Origin of the sequence: Bdellovibrio sp. HCB-110 (assembly GCF_047323225.1) — a bacterium.
Lineage (GTDB): Bacteria > Bdellovibrionota > Bdellovibrionia > Bdellovibrionales > Bdellovibrionaceae > Bdellovibrio.
In genome coordinates, this window is record NZ_CP178750.1 from 1179503 (window position 1) to 1202900 (window position 23398).

The 23398-nt window shown below is 45.7% G+C and carries 18 protein-coding genes; 10 read left to right on the forward strand and 8 right to left on the reverse strand.

Translation table 11 applies throughout. The annotated features are described in order from the left end of the window. The first annotated feature begins 15 nt into the window (after positions 1–15). Genes ACL934_RS05660 through ACL934_RS05670 form a run of 3 tightly spaced genes read left to right on the forward strand, consistent with a single transcriptional unit; the run spans position 16 to position 2442 of the window. On the forward strand, positions 16–498 hold the full coding sequence (locus tag ACL934_RS05660; protein WP_374078654.1) for a ZrgA family zinc uptake protein: 483 nt from the start codon (positions 16–18) through the stop codon (positions 496–498). Further along, a complete protein-coding gene (locus tag ACL934_RS05665) occupies positions 473–1177 on the forward strand; it encodes an ABC transporter ATP-binding protein (protein WP_374078656.1) in 705 nt (234 codons plus the stop codon). The genes ACL934_RS05660 and ACL934_RS05665 overlap by 26 nt, the downstream gene beginning before the upstream one ends. Further along, positions 1177–2442, forward strand: coding sequence for an ABC transporter permease (locus tag ACL934_RS05670; RefSeq protein ID WP_374080437.1), 1266 nt, complete (start codon positions 1177–1179; stop codon positions 2440–2442). The genes ACL934_RS05665 and ACL934_RS05670 overlap by 1 nt, the downstream gene beginning before the upstream one ends. A 7-nt stretch (positions 2443–2449) precedes the next feature. Here ACL934_RS05670 and ACL934_RS05675 read toward each other — a convergent pair whose 3' ends face one another. The 6 genes from ACL934_RS05675 to ACL934_RS05700 all read right to left on the reverse strand — a co-directional run bounded on the left by ACL934_RS05675 (position 2450) and on the right by ACL934_RS05700 (position 12533). Beyond that, entirely contained in the window at positions 2450–6130 is a 3681-nt protein-coding gene (locus tag ACL934_RS05675; protein ID WP_413613202.1) for a beta strand repeat-containing protein, read from the reverse strand. A 160-nt stretch (positions 6131–6290) separates the two neighbouring features. Beyond that, the gene (locus ACL934_RS05680) at positions 6291–6494 is read right to left on the reverse strand and encodes a SlyX family protein (protein WP_374078660.1); all 204 of its coding nucleotides are present in this window, start codon (positions 6492–6494) and stop codon (positions 6291–6293) included. Positions 6495–6513: 19 nt separating this feature from the next. Then, positions 6514–7191 carry a JmjC domain-containing protein gene (locus ACL934_RS05685; protein ID WP_374078662.1) on the reverse strand — a complete coding sequence of 226 codons (678 nt, stop codon included), beginning with the start codon at positions 7189–7191 and terminating at the stop codon, positions 6514–6516. Positions 7192–7265: 74 nt separating this feature from the next. Beyond that, positions 7266–9092, reverse strand: a complete 1827-nt coding sequence (locus tag ACL934_RS05690) for an adenylate/guanylate cyclase domain-containing protein (protein ID WP_374078664.1) — start codon at positions 9090–9092, stop codon at positions 7266–7268. 13 nt (positions 9093–9105) lie between these two features. Then, positions 9106–10728: a hypothetical protein gene (locus ACL934_RS05695; RefSeq protein ID WP_374078667.1), complete on the reverse strand. Its 1623-nt coding sequence runs from the start codon at positions 10726–10728 to the stop codon at positions 9106–9108. Beyond that, the gene (locus tag ACL934_RS05700; protein ID WP_374078669.1) at positions 10728–12533 is read right to left on the reverse strand and encodes a hypothetical protein; all 1806 of its coding nucleotides are present in this window, start codon (positions 12531–12533) and stop codon (positions 10728–10730) included. The genes ACL934_RS05695 and ACL934_RS05700 overlap by 1 nt, the downstream gene beginning before the upstream one ends. 117 nt (positions 12534–12650) lie before the next feature. Between ACL934_RS05700 and greB the strand changes: the two genes are divergently transcribed. The 4 genes from greB to ACL934_RS05720 all read left to right on the forward strand — a co-directional run bounded on the left by greB (position 12651) and on the right by ACL934_RS05720 (position 16134). After that, a complete protein-coding gene (greB, locus tag ACL934_RS05705) occupies positions 12651–13127 on the forward strand; it encodes a transcription elongation factor GreB (protein ID WP_374078671.1) in 477 nt (158 codons plus the stop codon). Between the two features lie 125 nt (positions 13128–13252). Beyond that, on the forward strand, positions 13253–13753 hold the full coding sequence (locus ACL934_RS05710) for a DUF3465 domain-containing protein (protein WP_374078674.1): 501 nt from the start codon (positions 13253–13255) through the stop codon (positions 13751–13753). Then, complete coding sequence (locus ACL934_RS05715) at positions 13741–14718, forward strand: YheT family hydrolase (protein ID WP_374078676.1); 978 nt, start codon at positions 13741–13743, stop codon at positions 14716–14718. The genes ACL934_RS05710 and ACL934_RS05715 overlap by 13 nt, the downstream gene beginning before the upstream one ends. A gap of 126 nt (positions 14719–14844) precedes the next feature. Next, the gene (locus ACL934_RS05720) at positions 14845–16134 is read left to right on the forward strand and encodes a hypothetical protein (protein WP_374078678.1); all 1290 of its coding nucleotides are present in this window, start codon (positions 14845–14847) and stop codon (positions 16132–16134) included. 6 nt (positions 16135–16140) lie between these two features. On the opposite strand, the gene ACL934_RS05725 is transcribed toward ACL934_RS05720, so the two are convergent. Further along, positions 16141–16857 (reverse strand): hypothetical protein, encoded by a 717-nt coding sequence (locus tag ACL934_RS05725; RefSeq protein WP_374078680.1) that lies wholly within the window; start codon positions 16855–16857, stop codon positions 16141–16143. Between the two features lie 29 nt (positions 16858–16886). On the opposite strand from ACL934_RS05725, the gene ACL934_RS05730 reads away from it, so the two are divergent. From ACL934_RS05730 to ACL934_RS05740, 3 genes are all read left to right on the forward strand, one after another. After that, complete coding sequence (locus tag ACL934_RS05730) at positions 16887–18371, forward strand: flippase activity-associated protein Agl23 (protein ID WP_374078683.1); 1485 nt, start codon at positions 16887–16889, stop codon at positions 18369–18371. Beyond that, a complete protein-coding gene (locus ACL934_RS05735; RefSeq protein ID WP_374078685.1) occupies positions 18371–20593 on the forward strand; it encodes a transglycosylase SLT domain-containing protein in 2223 nt (740 codons plus the stop codon). The genes ACL934_RS05730 and ACL934_RS05735 overlap by 1 nt, the downstream gene beginning before the upstream one ends. A gap of 68 nt (positions 20594–20661) precedes the next feature. Beyond that, entirely contained in the window at positions 20662–22233 is a 1572-nt protein-coding gene (locus ACL934_RS05740) for a LysM peptidoglycan-binding domain-containing protein (RefSeq protein ID WP_374078686.1), read from the forward strand. A 70-nt stretch (positions 22234–22303) separates the two neighbouring features. Here the strand turns inward: ACL934_RS05740 and ACL934_RS05745 are convergent, their stop codons facing one another. Next, positions 22304–23398: a hypothetical protein gene (locus tag ACL934_RS05745; protein WP_374078689.1), complete on the reverse strand. Its 1095-nt coding sequence runs from the start codon at positions 23396–23398 to the stop codon at positions 22304–22306.

Genomic DNA, 23398 nt, shown 5'->3' on the forward strand with positions numbered 1-23398 from the left:
CAAGGAGGAGGTCCTATGTTAAAAGTTCTTATGTTCTCAGCGATGGTATTTGCAGCTCGCGAGCACGGCGCCCACGTTCACGGTGCTGGCCACGTCAGTATTGGATTCGATGGCAAAAAAGGAAAAATTGAAATGGAGATCCCTGCGGATTCTCTTTTCGGTTTTGAGCACGAGGCCAAATCTAAAAAAGACAAACAGAAAAAAGAAGAAGCTCTCAAAAAGCTGGAAGAGAAAATTTCAGAGATGATCGTGTTTGATCCTGCACTCGGCTGTGAAATCAAACAGGATATTTTTGAGGTCAATCAAGAGAAGAATCATGCGGACGTAGACGCTGAGTTTTCTGTCACTTGTCAGGCGCCAGTTGCTGGAAGCTCTGTGTCCTTCCATTTTCAGAAAGTTTTTTCCCGTTTAAAGAAAGTTCAAGTAGACGTGATTGCTGATGGAGTGCAAAAGTCAGCACAAGTACTGAAGAATGGAGACAGTCTTGACCTCAAGTAACATTCTGATTGAGATTCGCGACCTTCAATATACCTATGAAGGCCAAACGACTCCTACTTTGCGCATCCCGGAATTTTCCGTGATTCGTGGAGAGGAGTTGTTCCTTTATGGCCCTAGTGGCACAGGTAAAACAACTTTGTTGGAAATGTTTTCGGGTGTTTTAAAACCCAGCCAAGGAAGTTTGAAAATTCTCGGTTGCGATTTCGCTCAGATGAGTGCGGCAGAAAGAGATGCTTTCCGCGCCGAACACATGGGTTACGTTTTCCAGAACTTTAATTTGATTCAATATTTGACAGTCCAAGAAAATATCGAATTGCCTTTGCATTTAAGTGCCGCTCGTCGCGCTCGCTTGGGCAGTGTTGACACGGAGATGGTGATCCGCGCGCTGTGCGGAAATTTAGGTATTGGCGACTTGTTGGGAAAAAAAGTCGGCGAGCTCAGTGTGGGGCAGCAGCAGCGTGTGGCGGTGGCCCGCGCCTTATTGGGTAAACCGGATCTTCTTTTAGCGGATGAACCGACTTCGGCATTGGATGTCGATCATCGCGAAAAATTTTTGAAATTGATGTTTGAGCTTTCTGAACTTTATGGCACGACCGTGGTGTTCGTGTCCCATGACCGCAGCATTGAAAAACTTTTTACTCGTTCCATCTCGTTGGACTCCATTAACAAGGTTGTGTGATGGTCTTCTTGAAATTAGCTATCAAGTCATTGAAGAATCGCGCGTTTGCTACCACTTTGACTGTGATCTCTATCGCACTCAGCGTGGCTTTGTTGCTTACCGTTGAGCGCGCGAAAAGAGCCGCGGAAGAAGGATTCACGCAGACGATCAGTAAAACAGATCTGATCGTGGGAGCGCGCAGTGGTCCGCTGCAGTTGATTCTTTACACGGTTTTTAATATGGGAAATGCGACTCACAATATTTCCTATGAAACTTATCAGTCTGTAAAAAAGCACGAAGCCATTGATTGGACGATTCCCTATTCTTTAGGCGATGGTCATCGTGGATTCCGTGTGGTCGGCACCAACGAAGACTTCTTCAAACACTATCATTACCGCGGCGACCGCAAAATTGAGTTGGCGCAAGGGATTGTGTTCCATGATTTGTGGGACGTGGTGATTGGCGCTGATGTTGCTCGTAAACTCAATTACAAATTAGGTGATCGTATCGTCGTTTCTCACGGAGTGACTAAGGGTGAGGGCATTCAGAATCATGATGATAAACCTTTTGTCGTCTCTGGAATTATGCAGCCCACGGGCACGCCACTAGATCGTGCGGTTTACATGTCTTTGGAAGGCATGGAAGCTTTGCACGTGGACTGGCAAGAGGGAGCGGCTCCTACGGCGGAAAAGATCATTCCTCGCGAACAATTGAGCAAAGAGAAATTAAAGGTTCATACCATTACAGCGTTTTTTGTTGGCGCGAAGTCACGTATTGAAACTCTTAAACTGCAACGGGAAATCAACACCTACAAAGAGGAGCCTTTGCTGGCAATCATTCCAGGTGTGACTTTGAGTGAGCTTTGGAATGGTCTTTCTTACATCGAAGGCGTTTTAAGAATGATTTCATGGATGGTTGTGGTTGTGGGGTTGATGGCCATGCTTATTGCTTTAACAACAACGTTGAATGAACGTCGTCGTGAGATGGCAATTCTTCGTGCCGTTGGAGCGCAATCTTCACAAATCGTGGGCCTTCTGGTTTTTGAGTCCGCTCTTTTAACATCTCTAGGAGTTGTTCTTGGAGTGGTTTTATCCGTAGGCCTTGTGGCGATTTTAAAACCTTGGATTGAAACAGAGTTCGGTCTTTACCTTGTCGGCCCGTGGTTGACGTCGCGTGAACTGCTATACATAGCTGTGACTTTGGCGGGTGGAACTTTGATCGGCTTGATTCCGGCTCTCAGGGCGCAGAACTTGGCTCTTAAGGATGGTTTGAGTGTGAAGCTTTAAACTTTTCTTAGCGCAGGCCTAGTTCGGCTGCGCTAAACTCGATACCATAAACCCCAACCGTGACTCCCGCATTGGTTGTGCCTGTAAGATAGAAAGTCGTTGAGCCCGCAGGGCAGTCATAGAGTGTTTGAACAGTGGACATATGTTGTCCGACTTGTCCTCCGTCATGGGTTGTATTTGAAACTCCTCGTATCACGGTCCCTGTGGCTGAGCCCACGCGAATATAGAAACTTGTTCCATTCCAAGCAGCACTGGTTAAATTCGAGGCGCTAAAATTTGCAAAAATCAGAACAGGGCCGCCATTACAGGTCATTGTAAAAGAAGAGATAGTACCTGAAGTTGTGAAAGTCGTATTTGCAGGAGTGTTTTTCGACCAAGAGTTGCTGGACTTAAGAGTTCCATTCACGTCAAGTTTCGCAGCAGGGGCGACGGTTCCCACTCCCACATTACCATCAGCACGAACCACAAAACGACTGGTTCCATTCGAGCGGGCATTCAGAACGTAGCTCGCCGTATCTGTCGCAGCGGTATAAACCTGAAGTCCATTGGAAGCGCCAGCCGTGCTAGAGTTAAAAAGGTTGGCGACGTAGCCATTACTTGTGGCTTGCCAGTTGATTCCACCAACGCCAACACCATTTCCGCTAATAGCAGCGATCGTTCCCGTGTCTCCCAAGTTGATATCTGTATTCGCAAGTTTTCCAGCAGGGGCAGTTGTGCCAATTCCGACGTTACCTGTGCTGGCCACCCACAGTGGGGTGAAAAAGGTGCCATCTCCTTTACCTAAAACAAGTCGAGCGTATCCGGGGGTATTGCCAGCACTCCAGTTGCTTTCAGCTCCAATCGCAAAATAGCCTGCTGTTGCATAGTCTGCTGAAGTTGTTCCAAAGTATCCACTTCCTCCGAAGGAGGCCAGTGTATCATTTGCTAAAACAGGAGAGTAAGAACCTATCGTCGTCCCACGGCTTTTAAGTGACCAGTGCCCCGCGCCTGTGCCCGCATTTTCAAATCGAGTGGCATAGATAGAACTGCTTGCCCAATCCGTTCCGGCAATATGCAATTTTGCTTCTGGAGTTGAAGTACCAATTCCGACATATCCATTTGAATCAATTCTCATGCGCTCCGGAATTGTGCTTCCACCATTGGCGGATGTACGGAATAAGAGGGCCCCCTTTTCAGAACCCGGAGTGACATCCGTCAGTGTTGAGCCGAAGTCCGCACCCACAACTCCAGTCCCTGCGGAGTTCGGAAGTTTAAACTGCACCATGGTTAGTTCATTTGCTGATGGCGTACCGCTGGAGTTCACTCTTTCAACCATGATGGGAGCGATATTTCCACCTGCGGCATTGGCTTGGGCCACATGCAGAGAACGTTGTGGATTGATAGTGCCAACTCCGACTTGACCTGAGTTGTTTATAGAGATTCGAGGCAACCCAGTCGTTTTAAAATCCAATCTGTAGGAATCATTAAGCCCGATAGAGGCATTAGCACCAAAACTATTTCCACCGTTGATATAAGCACCATCAGCGCCTGTCGTCGGTAGATCTGAAGAAGCAATCGTTCTAAATGTGGGAACGCCACCGGCAGTGGGTGCAGCTAAGAATGTTTTTGCCGCTTTGCTGGCATAAGTGATTTGTGAGTCGCCAATGGCAATGTTCGTGCAAATATATGTATCTGTCGTAGATTCCCAATTCAAAGTTTGGCTGGCGACACAAGTTGTTGGGAAGAACTGCGCGTTACCTGCGGCTGTTGAACGAATATCAGCAACACCGATATATCCCGGTGCCCAATTTGTTCCATTGTATTTAAAGAAATTATTTGTGGCTGTCGGAGTCGTGCTGGCAACTCCTGTTCCTTGGATTTTTCCAACAAGTGTGGCACCTGCATTTGAAATCGTCACATCACCAGTAGGTGTTACCGCGGCAGCGGCATTTGATCCGTTTCCGACCCAAATCTGTCCCGAGTTTAATCCCGTTCCTAATTTATTATTGAACGAAGTCCAATCAGCGCTTGAAAGATATCCGGCTTGAGAACCATTGGCTTGTTGAATTCCAATATTCGGAGCTGAAGCCGTTCCTGAATTTGTGATAGGTGAAGTCACGGCCACACTTGTAACGCCGACAGAGGAGAGACTTGTCCAAGATAAATTTCCGGAACCATCATTGCTAAGAAGTTGGTTCGCAGCACCTTGAACCGTCGGCAATTTAAGAACATAGCTAGTTGAAATCGTCGTCGGAGCTTGCAGAGTCGCCGTATTGGAACCTGAATCGTTTAGAATGACTTTATTCAAAGTGGCATTACTTGCAATAAAGTTTCCAGAGGCATCTCTTTTAACGATCGTTGATGCGGTGTTGGCATCTGTTGCCGCATTGGCAGCGAGTTCTGCAGTGTGAATATTCGCAGCCGTTGAGCCTCCGACAGAATTGACCGCCGAAGCCACAGAACCGGAGCCACTGGCAGAAACATCACCCGTTAAAGCCGTAATCGTTCCGCCCGCATTATTATCAGCAGAAGGAACCCAACTTGTGCCATTGAATTTTAGAATCTGTCCATTTGTTGGTGCTACTGAAAAATCAATGGCCGTGCCTTTGATTTTATCAACACTCACAGCGCCAATAGTTCCGCTGGCATCTCCAGCAAGGCTTACATTGATGGACATACATTTGAAACTATTCGCGGCAGCTTCCCAATACATCGTTTGATGTTGGGCGCAGTTGGCACTCGCAACTGCGTTACTGAAATAAGATTGTGTGACATAACCACTTAAGGCGGTAGCTAATCCCGAAACATCCGAGGTTGTGATCACCGCAGGCAACCACTGTGATCCATTGTATTTAAAGAATTCACCACTTGCCGGAGCGGTTGTAGATACAGCAACTCCTTGGATTTTTACAACCTTCGGATTTGGATAAGTGTTACTCAGATCTCCCCCAGCACTTCCATTCGGCGCACGAGAATCAGAAAGGCGAGGGTCATCACCAGCGGCAACAGTATTTGCTGCGCTTCCAACATTTAATGTCAAAGCGGGGGTTGAAGTATTATTTGCCACCGTCAAATAAGCATTCGTCGATGTCACATTTGTGACGGTTCCACCACTGGCACCACTGACAGCTTCACAACTAAGTGCAGAACCATTCCAAGATAGGAAAGTTCCGGCAGCACATGTCGGAATTCCCGTTTTTAGAACGAAATCAGAAGGGGCGTTATTGCCAAGCTTGGTCGCGGAATAAGCGTAACCCGCATAGGGCACAGAGCGGACTTCGGAGTCAGGAGAAATAATCTTCCAACCCGTGCCGTCATGGAATTGCACGCGCAGTTTTCGAATGTCATTGAAGCTTGGAGAAAAAGTAGAACCCCCATCGCAGTCCAAAGATCCGGCATTTACAAAGGCGTCTAAAAGTTTGAATGAAGCGGCCGTTGGAAATATTTTAGTTCCTTTTCCAATCGCCACATCAAAAACACCACCAGAGTTTGTCATGTTGATGCCGTTGACCTGCTCACGATAAAGCACGCAAAGCCCATCGGGGCTAGTCACTTCAAAACTAAAACTGACGTTGCTGTATTCAAGAGGAGAACCGTCGGTCTTAAGAATACGCCCTTGATAAGTTAAAGAATTAGGGGCCGCCGTTGCCGACATGGCAAGGCCAAATAGAACTAAACCCAGAGACGTTCCGATAAGGTTCTTGATCATATCTTTACTTATCGGCTTAGGATCACAGATATTTGAACACTTTTAGGTGATAGAGACTCATATCGAGTGTTTCGAAATGAGATATTACCTAAGAAGCGGGGAAATGAGAGTCTAGAGGGAAAATTTTAAAGAAGATGTAATCCCTCTCATAGCGAGAAGGCTAGTAGTGAGGCGGCTTTTCGTCAGGTCCACGCACGTCTTCACCATCACCTAAATGCTGGAATCTTTTCGTCAAGGCGACGATCATGCCTTCAAGTTTATCAATGGTCTTTTGTTGTTGATAAAGAACTTGGTTTAGTTCCTCGATTTGGAATTCTTGGTGGGCGATTTTGGTTTCAATATCAATAAAGCGCTGTTCAGACATGGCGCTGTCATCCCATCTTTCAGGGGTGTTGTAAAGGGGATTCTCGGCGGTGAACGCCTATGGAGAGATGAAAGGAATCTGTGAGCGCTCTGGCTTTATGCCAGTACCCAGCAGGAATATAAAGCCAGTCCCCGGCCTTCAGCCAGCAGCGGATTTCCGGAGCGGGAGGCTCTTTTATAAAATATTCCCTTTGCGCCTGCAGGGGATCTAGGGGACGAGGGGTGGTCGTATTTTTGCGAAGGCGAAACTCTTTGTCGCCACAAGTTTGGACAACAAAAACATCGTCTAAATCATAGTGCCAATCAAAGCCTTCTTGCTGTGCGGGTGTGCAGTAAATCTGGATATCAATGGGGCAGTGAAACAGACTTTGAAAATCTTGGGCAATAAACGACATCACGGGATGAGCCGTTTCCGCCCGACGAATCAGAAGAGTGCGCCTGTTTTGAAATCCCGTGAGAACTTGCTGAATATTCAAGATTCCCGTATTCAGATTCTGTTCTTCTGGCAGTTTTCCTTCGAGGGGCAGCCAACAATCCTTGTGTTGAGAAGCGAGAACCTCTTGGAGAAAAGGCCAAGAGATAAGATTTTTCATAAAGAAGGCTTTGTCCGGAGCCGCATAGGGCTCTTCGAGGTGAAGAAACTGATTTGAAAAATCAGAGAATGACAACGGTGTAAGAAGCTTTTCAAGAATTGACATGGGTCCTCTTAAGAAGCTTCTGATACCGCACTTAGGAATGTAGTAACAAATTATAGTTGAGAAATCTGTTGGGCTTAAGCCGCTTTGACTTTCACTTTGTCAGCGGCTTCTGCTTCATAATCTGAATACGGAGTTCTGACTTCCACCATGCTTCCGTCTTCAGCGCGATAGCCACGAACCTTGAACATCTTTAAAGCCTCAGAGCGGCCTTTTACTTCGGCAGCTCCGGCAAGCTCAATTTTAAAATCTTCACCGATCTTTTCGATAACTGTGTCAGAGACCAAAAGATCCGCACCGAAAGCTTTTGTCGAGGCCTCAATACGAGAAGCCGTATTCACCGTATTACCGATGACTGTGTACTCCATACGCTCGTCAGATCCGATTGTTCCTGAAATTGCAGCACCCGCATGCAAACCCATACCGATATTGATCGCAGGTTGTCCGCGAGAGATGCGAAGTTCATTCAAGCCCTCTAGTGCACGACGCATTTCAAGGCAAGCACGCACGGCTTTGTGAGCATCACGATCTGAACCCTTCGGCGCACCCCAAACGGCCATGATCGCATCCCCGATAAATTTATCCACGACCCCGCCATGAGAATTGATGATTTTTACCATCACCCCGAAATATTCATTGAGCATTTCAACGACTTCTTCCGGAGAACGCTTTTCAGAGAACGCCGTAAAACCACGGATGTCCGAGAAAAAGACGACAACGTCTTTCGATTGTCCACCGACCCCGATATCTTTGCTGATCAAGTCCTCGGCAACAGAAGAGCCGTGGAACTTCGAGAAAAGACTTTTCACTTTGTCGCGCTCTTTTAAACCTTCCGTCATGTGATCGAAAGCTTCTGCCAAGTCGCCCACTTCATCATGGGATTTTACTTGCGCCCGGGCTTTCACATCAAAGTTTCCTTTAGAAACCAAGTTGATCATCTCTGCCAATTTTTCAATCGGGGAGGTCAGCGTCATAGAGAAAAGGAAGATAAAGAAAATCGCCATGGAGATCGCAGACCCCGCAACGAAGATCGCTCGACGTTTAACTTCATGAGAAACTTCTAAGATCGTTTCTTCAGAAGTTTGCGAAATTAAAGTCGCACCAAAAGATGTTTTTACCGACGCTCCGAAATAGTTTTTGTCAAAATCAGGATCGATAAACTTCGTTTGGAACTGTGGTGATTTTTGCGTCAAAGCTTTTTGTACGAAAGGATTTTTAGCCAAATTCAAACGAGCCATGGCTTTTTGCTCGTCTTTATGGGCCAATAATTCACCATTGCGGTCGACAAGATACTGAGTTCTCTCCGATGGATCAGTGAAAGGCTTTTCCAATGGAGCCAGAGCAATGTCCGCCAAAGCAATATGTGTGATCTTGCCTTGAGCATCGCGGATCAATGGAATACCGATTGTGATCATCGCAGGAGCTTTTGGATAAGAAGCATTTTTAAGTTCGACACTTCCTTGCGCCACAGAACGCAAAGGAAACTTTTGCCAAGAACGCACGTGAATGATGTAAGTGCCATTTAAGCTGTAAGGACGAAGAACATCTTCTTTCACCTTGCGAGCGACCGTTTCTACGGAGCTTCCGTCCATTTTTAAAACTTCAAGGGCAATAAAGTTCTTATCTTTGGTAAAGCTAAAGTCAAAGTCATCGCCCGTCGCGGTTTCTGCCGTCGTCCCTTTTAGCAAGAGCGACGCACTGACGCGAGTTTTTTCCACTAGGGAACCGATGATGTTTTCAACCTCTTTGGCTTTAGCTGCCGCTGACTCCAAGTTCGCAATATCCACTTGCTCTGAAGATTTTTTTTCAAAGAAGTCTGAAGAGATCCAAGTGATTGTGCCGGTCGCGGCAACCAGGATCAGGATCGTTACGGTAATGAGTTTTGTTGAAATAGGTATTCTCATAACAATCTCCAGGCTAGAAAGCCCACTCCGCGAAAATGTTTAAATAGTTCCCTACGACAGTGGACTCGTTCACATCTCCAGCCACGGCAAAGTTGTCTGAACTAGGAACGGCGTCGTAAGACATTTTGTCTTCGCGACGAGCGTAACCCACTAGACCCGTGAATGTTGGAGTGAAGCGATAACTTCCTAAGAATCCAAATTGTGTTGAAAGAGACGGGCGCAGAGCCTCTCCGTTCGGCGTGCTGATTTTCATCAACGACATGTAAACGTGAGCATTGAGTTGCACTCCTAATTTCGGAGTGAGAGAGAACCAGTATTCCGCACCGAAGTGAGGACCCGCCGATGTGATTTTCAAATCTTCCGATTGACCCGAGAATGGATCGCCCACCGTTTCCGGAAGTTCTTTGTAATAAGGCCCCATTTGGAAACGCAGTTCACCGCGATCACCCACGTTCTTCCTATAAACGGCGTTGATCTCTGCCGAAGCAAAGGTCTGAGTTTTTCCATTAAATGTGAAGCCACTTAAATCTATGATACTTAAGAAACCCCATGGGGTGTTGGGATTAAACCAGCCCAATCCTATGCGGCCGGTTCCTCCCATCGCGCTATAAGCCACGGAAGAGTTTTTCTCTGGATTAATTCCCCTAAATTGCATTTCTGTGACAAGGTAACTTGCGATGGCGTACCAACCCGTGACACGGTCAATGGATTTTCTGACAAGGGCCGTATATTCAGCAGCCGGGGAGCGGTCACCATGACGAACTGAAAAACTTTGTTTCGCTAAAGGAGAGCTTGGGCGCATATCTGCTTTCGCACGAACGGCGATTTGATATTTACCACCAGGCCATGTTTCATCAAATGCCAAAGAATCCTCTTGGGTATTTTCAATAACTTTGAACTTTTCCCATTTTTTATCTTTTGCATTGAACTTGAGAACGAAAACATCATAGCGAGAAGCATAGTCGGGACGAGTCCACTTCACTTCACGAACGAAATCACTTTCTGGTTTTTCAATCTTCGGATTTTCAATAGGTTTACCCAAGACAGAGAATTGTCCAACAGACGTGGCATCGCTTTGAATGCCGTCTTTGTTGGTTGCAGAAACTTTCCATGTGTAGTTCATAGCCACAGGGATTTCGACTTTGATTTTCGTATCCGTCAAAGCTTCTGAAACCTGTGTTTTTCCGTCTTCGGAAGTTAACACGAATTGATACTGATCAGCTCCACCGACCGGAGCCCATTGGAAATCCATTTTTACTTTTTCAGTTTCTTTCGAGGCAATTTTTGAACGTGATGGCGGAGACTTCAAAGCCGCCGCTTCAAGGCCGACGTTAAATTCACTCGCAGGGCTCCAGTCTCCCGGAACGCCACGATAATCGCGTGAACGAAGTTTCATCATGTATTTGCCCGGAGTCAGGCGACCATTCCAAGCCGCTTCTTTGACTTTAAACGTAAAGGTTTTTCCTTTGCCGTCTTCTTTGTCGTCTTCCTTACTTTGCGTAAGCTCGATTTCGTAGCTCTTTGCGCCTTCAATAGCTTCCCATTCGAAATTCACCAAACGGCGATACGGCGCCGCCCAGACCACTGCGGTCCAGAATGTGAAAATAAGAATGAAAAGTGAAGCGCTCAATCGCATCAATTCACCTTGATTTTCTTTAAGGTCGGAGCCTTAACGTTCGACTTATCCGGCACAAGCAACTTGCGCACAGGGCCTTGCTCGCTTGCACGGCCATAATTATCCGTCGCAGAAATTTCGACTTCATATTCACCCGGCAAAAGATTTTTCAATGCCGTTGAGTTGACAGTGTATTTAGTGCGTTTTAATTGCTTTCCATCTTTACGAATGGTGAGCCAATATTCTTTTGCTCCTTCCACTTTCATCCACTCTAACTGGGTTCTTCCATCCATAGCAGCTTGCAGAGGTCCTTCGGCCGGAACGAAAAGAGGAGCTTGCAATAGTGGAAGTGGTGCCACCGTCAAAGTTTGCGATGTTGTGGTGCCAAGAACTTGACCGTCTTTATTGAGAGCTTCAATAGAAGCGATATAACGACCTGGTTTTGTTACAGGTGTTGTCAGCTTCGTATCTTTGACTTCCAGACTTGCCGCGGAAGCTGGGTCCGCGTTTTCTTCAAGAAGCTTTACGCGCCAAGTGGATACTTGCTCCGCCTTGTCGACTTTCCAACTCAATCCAACACGCGGAGTCTCGACATAATACTGAGTGAACTGTGTTTCAGGAATTGTGAAGTTGACTTGCACCGGGACCAAAGGAGGCGGTTCCAGTTTCACTTCGTCCGCTGGTTTCACTGCAAACTTTTGAACTTTACCTAAAACAGGTTTATCAGAATCTAAATAATAAGAAGCCATGCGCCAGTAATAAGTGCCTGGTTTCAAAGCGGGGACGACAAAACTTTCTTCTTTCGTGAAGGACTTCGACGTTACTTTTTGTTTTAAGTTGGCGTCACTCCACACTTCAAGAGTCGTTTGACGAGTGTCTTCGCCCTTTTGCCATTTAAACGTCATATCAAAAGGTGTGGTCGTTGCAGGAATCTCTGCATCGGCCGTCGGGAAGACCACTGTTGGAGCGTAGCGAGCCAGAACTTCCGTTTTATAAATCGGACTTTCTGCGACCACTTTCCCTTCAGTAGATGTCGCAACAAGTTTCCAGTAGTGACGACCGAAGGGAAGTGAAGCCATTGTTTGAGATTGATTCAAAGGAACTTTCACAAGTTCTTTAAGTTGTTTACGACTGGCACCCACCCACAAAGACACTTGCGTGTTTGCGGGAAAACCTTGCCATTGAAACGGAATCGGTTGCAAGGACTCTGCATCCATTGCGATAGGTTTTGCAGGAAGTGGAGTGATGATACGAATTTCTGATCCTGAAGTCAGATCTTTACTTTGACCATCGCTTCCCTTGATTGAAGCCTTACCTTCCAAGACTTGGACATCAACCGAATTACCACGACCTTTTGAAAGAGACGCCGACGCTTGCGAGAGATCGACTTTTCCGTTGGCGGAATTCAAGACAAGGCCCGGAGCATTTGTATCACCTCCGCCAGCTTTGGCATTGACGAACAAACTACCTTCCATCAAATCCAAGGCGATTTCGCCTTCCGATTTTTTGATAACGATCAGAGATTCCGGTTCTAAATCTAAGTAACGATCAGAGTCGACGAACTGAATACGCACTTCACCGCGCTCGCTCGTACGAATAGCTTCACCGTTGTACAAAGGTTCACCCGTATTGACGAGCTGCCACAACAAACGTGAAGCAGGACGGCGTTGAATATCCTCAACAACTTTACCTACATAGGCCAACGGCTTTTCATTACCGTGAGAAGAAATACGATGATCTGTGGATTGATACCAATACCAAGTCACAGCAAAAACAGATGACGAACTAAGTGCAGCGATAAGCAGCCGTTTCCACTGTTTTTTCATCAAGATCCTCCTCTATTGTTTTTCGGAGAAAATGTCGGGATATTTAATAGCGCTTAAGTCTAGGTCCTCGGTAAAACGGACTAGAACCTTTCAGTTAGATGGTCTAGAGTCTTGCCTATGGATAATAATAAGAACTATATCACCCCCGAAGGTCTAGCTAAGTTGAAGGCCGAGTACCACGAACTGATGCATGTCGAGCGTCCTAAACTGGTCGAAGTGGTGGCGTGGGCCGCGAGCAACGGGGATCGTTCTGAAAACGCGGATTATCAATACGGCAAGCGCCGTTTGCGTGAAATTGATCGTCGTGTGCATTTTCTCACTAAAAGAATCGAAGACGCTGAAATTGTGGACCCAAAACAGATGAAAGGGAGCACTGTTCTTTTTAGCGCGACGGTGACGTTGTCTAATGAAGACGGTGATGAAGTGGTTTATCAGATCGTTGGTGAAGACGAATTTGATCCAAAATTAGGCAAAATTTCTTGGAAGTCTCCGGTGGCCAAAGCTCTTCTCGGTAAAAAGCAAGGCGATGAAGTTCGTATTGTGAAACCTGCGGGAGAAGAATTTGTCACGATCGAGAGTGTCGAATTTAAGTAAATTTTTCAGATTATGTTAGATTTGTGTTCCTGTTCCCATATTTTCAAAAATTCGTAGTGTATTTTTATATTAGTGTTTGTCTTTGTCCGCAAGATTGAGGAGACTCCTGCATATTGGGGGGATCGATGAATTTTGCAGCGAAATCAGCATTTGTTTTACTAGCTTTCACACTTGTTTTTTCATCATTTGACACAGCCGAGGCCAAGCGCCGCCATCGCCAAGAGCAAATCGAAAATCGCGACCAAAATTCAAATTCAGGAGCTTCTCAAGCTGTCGACAACTCGGCGAACGATTCAGACATTGTTCGGGCTGTTAACGATCAACGTCGCGTGAACTTCGTTGAAGGCGGTGGCATGGTTGTCACGAAAGTTTTGCCTGACGACAACAATGGTTTGAAGCATCAAAAATGGGTGGTGCGCCTTTCTAATGGAAAGACCATGCAAGCTGTGTATAATTCAGACATGTGCCCACGCGTTCCAGTTAAGGTTGGCGATGTTATAGCGATGGGTGGAATGTTCCTTTGGACAAACACCGGAGCTCTTTTGCACTGGTTGCACCATGATCCTCGTGGGAATCGTCCTGATGGATATGTTTTTGTTAACGGGAAGTACTATTGCAAAGACTAGAATTAACCCCATGTGAAGCACCTTTCTGGGCCGACAGCGGTCACGGTCAGACTTTATGGGCGCACTTCTTAAAATCTCCCGAGCTCACACATTTAGGAAATAATTTTGAAGTCGATCTTCCGGATGGGGATCGACTTTCTTGTTTTTATCTTCCGGGCTCATCAAATTTTGTGATCAGTCTTTATCACGGACTCTCTGGCGATGTTCATGCCGATTATATGCAAAGGACGGCTCTACTTTGTCAGAAGATGGGACACACCGTTGTGCTCGTCAATCATCGCGGAGCAGGGCAAGGGGCTCCGTTTGCCAAGCATCCCTATCACTCAGGTCGCGCTGAGGATGTCTCGAAAGTTTTAGAGAAGCTCAAAGAAATGTTCCCAGGTAAAAAACAAATCAGTGTCGGCTATTCGATGAGTGGCAATATTGTGTTGTGTTTGTTGGGAGGTTTCCGCGGTCGGGTGAAACCCGACGGTGCGGTGACGATCAATGCTCCTATCAATCTTTTGCAAGGTTCTAAGCTTTTAAAAACAGGCTTTAACCGTGTCTATGACATGCGCTTTGTTCTAAGAATTCGTAAAACTGTCGAAGATAAATATCGTCAGGGTCTGATCAATGAAAAGTATGAAATTCCACGTTGGGCCACAGTGTGGGATATGGACCAGATCTATACGGCACCGGCTTCAGGATTCAAAGATCGCGAAGATTATTATAACAACTGTTCGTCCATTCACTATCTTCCAAAGATTGACGTGCCAACCTATGTTTTGTCAGCCCATGACGATCCATTTGTTTCAGTTCACGATTATATGCGCGCACCGTTTTCAAAAACGACGCAAGTTCATCTGGAGCCGCGCGGTGGTCACTTGGGATATCTCAGTCGTAAACCGACAATTTTAGGCTCTAATCGTTGGATGGATTATTACTTGTTTGAAGCTTTCAAGGCTTTAGAAAACACCCTGTCATAAATTAATTGTCAATTTCACATAAGACCTCATGCATTTCCTCAGTTGGATTTCAACTCGGTTGTTGATGCGTGAGAACCGCTCCTAGGATAGAGGCTCCATCACAATTTTTCCCAAAGGAGTCTCTTTATGTCCCCCAAGAAAATTATTTTGATTTTTGTGAGTCTATCTCTGCTGGTCGTCTTTGGTACAGCTTTCAAAATCATCCAAAAAAAATCTGCCGACATGGTTACGGAGGGCCGGGAGATCTTTCGCTTTGATACTTTTGGCAGTGAAACCTTTTGGGGAGATAAGCTGCGCTTGCATGAAGCAATCATGGGAGAGAAAAATGGGGGCGTCGGTCCCGGTGTGAGCCCGAAGGCGGCTTTGGGTGTAGGACTGAAAGTCGATGTCGAAATGCTTCCGCCTCAGTTGGTGGAGGATATAAAAAATGGAAAAGTGGATTTGGATGACCCCAATACGACGTTGGCTCTTTTAAAAGAAGATGCTGTGGTTGGTGTGAAAGGGATCTTCAACGATGCAGGACATATGACATCGATTGGTATTCGCTGTGCTCTTTGTCACTCGACGGTGGATAACTCTTTGGCTCCAGGTATCGGCCGCCGCTTGGATGGTTGGGCGAATCGCACTTTGAATGTGGGAGCGATCATCAATCTGTCACCAGATCTTAGTGTCGTAAATACTCTTTTGGGGGTGGATGATGCGACAACCAGAAAAGTGGTTCTTGCTTGGGGGCCGGGAAAGTTCGATGCGGTTTTATTTTTGGATGGCAAAGGTTTCCGTCCCGATGGAAAAACATCAGCGACATTAATTCCTGCGGCCTATGGTTTAGCGGGAGTGAATCTTCACACATACACGGGGTGGGGCTCGGTGAGTTACTGGAATGCTTTTGTCGCCAATTTGGAAATGCATGGACAAGGAAATTTCTTTGACACTCGCTTGGATAACGCAACGAAATTTCCGGTGGCAGCACGAGCGCGTATGGGGCACACCACATCCGCGAATGATTTGATTACGTCAAAATTACCAGCGTTGCATTACTATCAATTGTCTCTTCCAGCACCCACGGCACCGACGGAGTCTTACGATGAAATTGCCGCAGGTCGGGGACAGAAACTATTTAATGAGAAAGCGAAATGTGCAACTTGCCACGTCCCACCGCTTTATACGGAGCCGGGATGGAATTTACACAAGGGTGCAGATGTCGGCATTGATGAATTTCAAGCTCTCCGTTCACCTGATGAAGGCTATCGCACAACACCTTTAAAAGGGTTGTGGGCCCATAGCGAGGGAGGATTCTATCACGATGGACGTTTTGCTGATCTTAAGGCCGTGGTTGAGCACTACAACAATCACTTGGCTTTAGAATTGGCTGAAGATGAAAAAACGGATTTAATAGAGTTTTTAAAATCTCTTTAAGATGAACTAAAGAATGCTTTGACTTAAGAGATTCCAGCGTTCACGCCACACAGAGTAAGAGGCAGAGGTTTGTCCTGAATCATGAATGGCAATTTCGATTCTATTGAGGGCGGTTTCTTGAATTTCTTTTTGCAGTTGTTGATGGAGATACCAGCCCTTGATTGTTTTCGTAGAAAGTTTTTCCTGGAGACAAACCCAAGCCTCTTTTTTGAAACCGCCGATTTCACAAAGAGGATCTGAAGACTTCTTATTTCTCTCGTGCAAAATGCCGTTAAAGAGCCGCTCTAATTTATGGCGCGGAGCTAGTGAGTTTAAAAATACACTGTCCTTTTTATTCAGACGATTTCCCCAACAAATATCGACGGTGCTTTCGCTCATCAAATTTTGCAGAATTTTAAAAAGGTCTCCCAGGGGCGTTGCCAACTGAGGGTCTCCGACCAGAACATAAGGCGCCTGGGCTGCATTGAAACCCTGACATAGGCTTCTTGCGCGATGCAAAGTTTTCGAGTTTTGCACAAGGCTGATGGTTTCTTTAGCGGAGGATTCTTTTTTGGCCTCTTCAAGAAGCCTTGCACACTCTGAAGCGCCTTTTTCAATGATAGCGACCAGCTCATAGTTGAGCGGAAACTTTTGAAAAAAGCTGCGCAGATCCTTGAGGAAGGACGTCACAGCCGGAGCATCTTTATTCAAATAGATCACCAAGGAGCAATGGGGGGTTGACACAGAAGATTCCATCTTTACGATAGTTAACAATGAAATCAGCCAAGGTCACGAACTTCTCGACAGTCTTCTTGTGGTTAGCCCTGCTTTTTGTGGCCATGTTCACGCGTTTTTATGATTTAGCCAACAAACCCATTCATTTTGACGAAAGCATCAATGGCTGGTTTGTGATGCAAATGCAAAGCATGGGCTATTACAAGTACGATCCGAATAATTATCACGGCCCGCTGTATTTCTATCTATTGCATTTCTTTGAATTCCTTTGTGGACGAAGTTTGGAAGTTCTGCGCACAGTTCCAGCAGTGTTCAGCGTACTGAGTGTGATGATTTTTTCTTTTGGTGTTTTGTCTTCAAAGTCTGTTTTGCGCTGGATGCTGTTTTTTGTTTTGCTCAGTCCGGCATTTATTTTCTTTGGCCGTTCCGGCATTCATGAGATGCCTTTCGTGTTCTTTCAATTGGTCATGGTTTTGGGGCTCTTGCGTTGGATAGAAAACCAAGATGGCAAGGCTTTGGGATATGTGCTCGTGGGTCTGTGGGGCATGATTACTTTGAAAGAGACTTTTACGATTACTTTAGTGTGCTTTACCTTGGCGTTTTTATCTTTAGGCCCGACACAGTGGAGATTGTTTTCTTGGGCAAAAATCAAAGAGGCCTGGCATCCTCGTTTGACGGTTTTAAGTTTGGTTCTGCTTCTCCTTTTCGTGCAACTTTTTACGGGATTTTTTAAAAATCTCGCAGGTCTTCCGGATTTTGTGAAGGCGTTCTTGCCTTGGGCCAAAACAGGTGTGCACGGCAAAGGTCATGACAAAGTGTTTCTGTATTGGATACAAGTTTTATGGGAAGCCGAACCGATCGTGCTTTTGGGGGTGTTATTGTCTTTTTGGGGAGTCTTCTCAAAAGATAAAATGTTCCACTTCATGAGTGTGTTTTCATTGTCGCAGTTACTTATCTACTCATTGATTCCCTATAAAACTGTTTGGTGTGTGCTTTCATTGGTATGGGGTTTTTATTTTGTGATAGCTTTGGCTCTCACAAAAATCGTCCACTTGCGCTGGGCCGTTTTGCTTTTGTCTGTCTTCAGTGTGCACAGCGCTTACACTTCTGTCTACCGACATCCTATTCGGATGGAACACCCCTATGTCTACGTGAATTCAACCTACGACTTAGTGACTTTATACAACGGCATTATGGAGACCACACGATCTCATCCAGAAATGCTTAAGGGCCCTGTGCAAATCGGTCTTAAAGAACAGTGGCCGTGGCCATGGCTTTTGCGTTCGTTTCAAGGTTTCGATTACAATCTGTGTTCTAAGAAATTGCATGAAAATGCTTTGCTCTATATTTGTGATTTATCAGACGCGTCGGTTGTTGATTATGAAGTGGCAGAGCCTTATTGGAAGTTGAAAGTGGTTTTACGGCAGTCCAAAGAACCTTCGCTGATCTATTTAAAGAAGTCGGCGTTTCCAAAAGTTCCGTTTCAAGATAAGGCCGAAGTTGTAGGTGAAGAGGAGTTCTAATGAAAAAAAGTATTGTGACTCTCAGTGTGCTCTGTGCTGCCTCTGCCAGTGCACAAATTCAAAAAGTGGATTTGAAAAAAGATCTTCCTGCGGTGGGAGTCATCGATCTTTATCAAATCACGGGAAAGAAAGCGAAAAATCTGTCTCCACTATCGCAGTTAAAAGACTATGAAATTCACTTGAAGTGGCAGGAATGTTTGAATCTGGCACCCAAAGTTTTTGCAGCTCAAAAAGAATTGCGTGGTTGGGTCGGGCAAACGTGGTTGCATTGTTTGGAGCAAGGGCAGAAGAAAAAGAATGATCCCATCGCTGTTGAAAAAGCTCTTTCAACTTTGGAAAACAATAAATACTTATTCGCGGAAGGTCCTTGGGCTGAAGATTTAAGTTCAAGTTGGCTTGCCATGCGCCTGGATCAACTTGAGGGCCAAGTGCAAAAGAAGAATCCAAAAGCCGAGGCGTCTTTAGAGGCGTTGCTTTCGGGATCTTTTAAAACGAGCAAAGAACAAAAATCTAAAATCTATCAGCTTTTGGGTGATCTCGCTTTGGAGCGAGTGAACTATGCAGAAGCACAGTTTCTTTATGAAGAGGCGCAGGATCAAAAAGATTCTAAATACCTGCAAGAGAAATTGGATTTCTTAGCCAAGACCCGAAATCAGTCTGTCATAGCAAAACCTGTGGCTGAGAGTGCGGAAGTGGGCGGCGAAGAAACAAAAATTGAAGAGCGTCTGCGCCAGTCACTGAAGCACAATGATTCTGTAGCGGCTTTGAAGGACGCTATGATTATTTTAAATCAATACTCTGGAAGCCGCTCGGCACGTCGTCTTAAGGACAAACCTCTTGAGATCTATAATTCTCTCGGTGAAAAACTTGCGAAAGTAAAAGCTCTTGATGAAATGGAAGAAGCCGATAGCGCGCGTTTGTTAGAATGGGCGCAAAGCCTGCATCGTCGTGGCGACTATGCAGGAGCCATGTCGTTAGCGCAAACGGCGATTGAAAAGAATCCTTCATCGGCGCAAGTGACAAGTGCGCTTCTGATTGCGGGGCGTTGTGCACATTTCTTAGGGCAGTATGATCGTGCTCTGGATCATTTCAATAAGCTTATCACTTATCACAATGGTTCAGATGAAGCGGCAGAAGCTTTCTTCCGTTCGAGCCTTATTTACTACCGCAAGAAAGATTTTTCGACCGCTTCGGCATTGTTAGAAAGACTTTTGCAGCAGGGGAGGGATCGTTATGATCTCAATGCGCAATATTGGCTTGTGCGTTCTCTGCAGGAAACCAACGCTGAACGTGCGAAACAAGTGGCAGCGGCTTTGATGGAGAAATATCCGTTTTCGTACTACGGACTTCGTTTGCGCGCGGAATCTCAGGAAGGAAAACTCTCTTGGCCTGATTTGAAAGACAAACCTCCGAAGTTGCAAAATGAATTTTATCTTGTCGGTGGTCAAAAAAAATCTTGGCAACGTTTCAAAGCTCTTTCTAACGCAGGTTGGGTGAGTGAAGCACAGACAGAGATTGGCGATCTTCCGTACATCAAAGATCCCACAGTGAAAGTCAGTCTTGCGGAAAAAATGGCAGAACGTCAGCAATATATGACGGCGATTCGCTTGATCAACGATGCGTTGGAAACAGATCCTAGTTTGCGTCGTGAACAATTTGTGAAGCTCGGATATCCGGCGATTTTCACATCACTGTATCAAGCTGAGGCAGAGAGATATGGTATCCATGTCTCTCTTTTGCGCAGTCTGACTCGTCAGGAAAGTGCGTTTAATTTAAGAGCGGTTTCGACGTCCAATGCTCTGGGGCTGATGCAAATGATTCCTCCGACGGCTCAAGAAGTATCGAGGAAATTAGGACTCAAAATCGAATTGCCAGACGATATGTTCCGCCCTGAAGTGAATATTCCCATGGGCTCATTCTACGTTTCCCAGATGTTAGGCCAGTTCGAAAACAACGTTCCTTTCGCTCTAGCTGCATATAACGCAGGACCCTATCGTTTGCAGACGTGGCTTGATGGAAGAACTGAGGTGAGCGAATTGATTTCAAAACCCAGTGGCTCTCCTCGAGACGAGGTGTGGTTTGACGAGCTTCCGTGGACGGAGACGAGCTTTTACGTGAAGGCGATCTTGCGTAATGTTTTGCTCTATCGTCTAGCGGATGAGGGGAATTTCACTCTAAAACCCGTCTTATGGCAGGATTTGCCGAATAAAAAGGCAAAATAAGGGAGATGTTTTATTGAAAAACTCCTCTGAGTTCTGTAGCCTGAAAACTGTGTCGGAGGAGAGGACTCATGAGGAGACTTTTTACATTGAGTTTGGTCCTGGCCTTTTTGGCGGGATGTGCGCACAAGAACGTTAGCACAACAGCCGGAGGTTCAGAAGGAACCAATGCTGAAACGGAAATCAAGGACATCGGTTCTTTCCGTTTGTCAGACCCTGAAGGACCCAAAGTGGTCGATCAAGAATTGGAATCAATTCCTACGGAAGTGAACCCACTTGTTGAAAAATGGATCGCTTATTTCCAAGGACGCGGCCGTCCTCATATGGAAAGATATTTAGCACGTTCCACTCGTTACGAAAAACTGATGAAAAAAGTTTTGCGTGACAACGGACTTCCTGAAGATCTTTTTTATATCGCATTGATTGAATCTGGTTTTAGTTCTCATGCAACATCCCATGCTGCGGCCGTTGGCTATTGGCAGTTCATTCGTGGAACAGGGAAGCGCTATGGTCTAGAAATCAGCGCTTTCGTTGATGAACGTCGTGACCCGGTTTTTGCCACTCAAGCAGCGGCAGAGTATTTCAAAGGTCTTTATAGCGTATTCGGTTCTTGGTATTTGGCGATGGCTTCCTACAATGTCGGTGAAAACCGCGTGAAACGCGAAGTGATGAATCACTACACGCGTGATTTCTGGGAACTTGCCCGTAAGAAACGTTTGCCGAAAGAAACAATCAATTACGTTCCAAAATTTATCGCTGCTAAAATGATCGGTAAAGATCCTGCGAAGTATGGATTCGATGATATTGATTATCTTCCGCCTATCGAGTTCGATCATATCTCTTTAAAACAACCAGTGAACTTGCGTTCCATGTCTGAAAAATTGAATTTGAACTATGAGGATTTCAAAGCCCTCAATCCGAAGTTCAAAGGGGAAGTGGCGACAGTTAAAGGCCAAGAGTTGATTCTGCGTATTCCTCCAGGAACTAATGAGCAAGCCTTGATCGCGGCGAACGAAAGTATCGTCGACAATGTTCAGTTCATCGCGGACTCTGGAGATTCTCAGCCTTACCGTATCCGCCGTGGCGACACGTTGAGCACAGTGGCTCGCCGTTATCGTACAACAGTGGCTTATCTTCGTGACCTGAATGATCTTCCTCGCCGCAAACCTTTGCGCGTGGGCATGAGAATCTACGTTCCAGATCGCACGCCGATCAAAGACCGTACTTCTGTGAATCGTTCTATCGTAGCGAAGAAATCGACTCCTAGCTCGAACATTCAAAAAGCCAGCATGACAATGAGCGCGGATGGCCGTTATTACATCGTTCAATCCGGCGACTCTTTGTTCACAATCGCTCGCAAATACTCAACGAGCGTTTCTGAGCTTCAACGTTTGAACAGCATCAAACGCGGTCGCACTTTGAAAGTGGGCATGAAATTGCGTGTTCCAACTCCGGACAGTTCTTCTGTTCGTGAAGTGGCAAAAGCAAAAGTACACGTCGTTAAAAGAGGCGAAAACCTTTCAGTGATCGCAGCGAAGTACAATGTCTCTATGACCGATATCAAAGAGAAAAACAAAATCCGCAATCCAGCCTCACTGGTTGTCGGAGCCCGCATCGTCATCCCGACAGAAGCCGCACAATAATAAAAGGTGCCAGGGGATTTTTTACAACCAAGATGCGTTAAAAAAAAGGACTCATAAGAGTCCCTTTTTTTTATAGATCTTCAATTTTTATGTGTTCAATAGCGGCTTTGATTTTTTGAATATTGATATTCTTTTCTGGTGTTGCCGTATTATTTTTAATTTCCTTACGACGACCGTTGTAGAGGTAGTAAAGATAATCTTGCAAATTCTCTTCGGTGATCTCGGGATGAGAACTTGCCATATTGCGCAGTTCCTTGAGCTGTTCAGCCACAAAAGCCAATGTCGTGATCGCAGCATTTTCCGGTTTGCGCAGTTCACTTTTTTCAATGTGATAGTTTTCGGCGATCACGTCTGGAATGCGTTTGATTTGTGTTGGTCCGCGACTGTTTTGATCGGTGTCGAAACCATTTCCTTTCAGCAGAGACACGACCACGGGAGCGGATTGTTTTAGACGATATTTCCAGTTGGTACCATAGTTTGTTTCTGGTGAAAGAACGCCAAAGGCAAACTCTGCCAGCATATTGTATTCGTCATTTTCAATCTGCAAAAGCTCCATCAATTTCGTCTTTTCATTTTCCAAAGCTTCGACGTATTTCTTAGTAAAACGATCTTGAAAGTCTACAGACATAAGGCTTTTGCGAGCGGCTGTATTCTTAGGAGTGTAGTTAAAGCTCGGACGATTTCTTAGAACACGGGCGGCACCAAATGTCAGAGTCTCGTTGCGAATGCGGAAGCGATGATCGGCAGTTTCTGGAAGAACGTAGATCGGAGTGCCTTCATCGAGGCTCAGACGTCCTAAAAATAGAGCGTGAACAGAAGCGTCTTTTTCGGCCTTTGCATAATGATAGGATTTTTTCTCTCCAGCATAAAAGTAAATACCAGCGCCGCCGTTTTCCAATTCATCTCCGGGATAAACACGCACGGAAACTTGCGAAAGCGTTTGCCCTTGCTCTCCGTAAAGAGTCGCTGTTTTCTTGTTTTTATTTACGATCACATAATTTGTGTGAGTGAATTTTAAATGAAAGTATTGAATCGCCGCTAAATCGCCTTGAGCATTGATCTGATTTCTTTCTTTGAAATAAGAGCGGAAATCCCCTGCAGCCCAGGCGGCTGGAGACAGGAGGGTCCATGTCAAAAATAGAGTGAAAAGAGTTTGATGTATCAT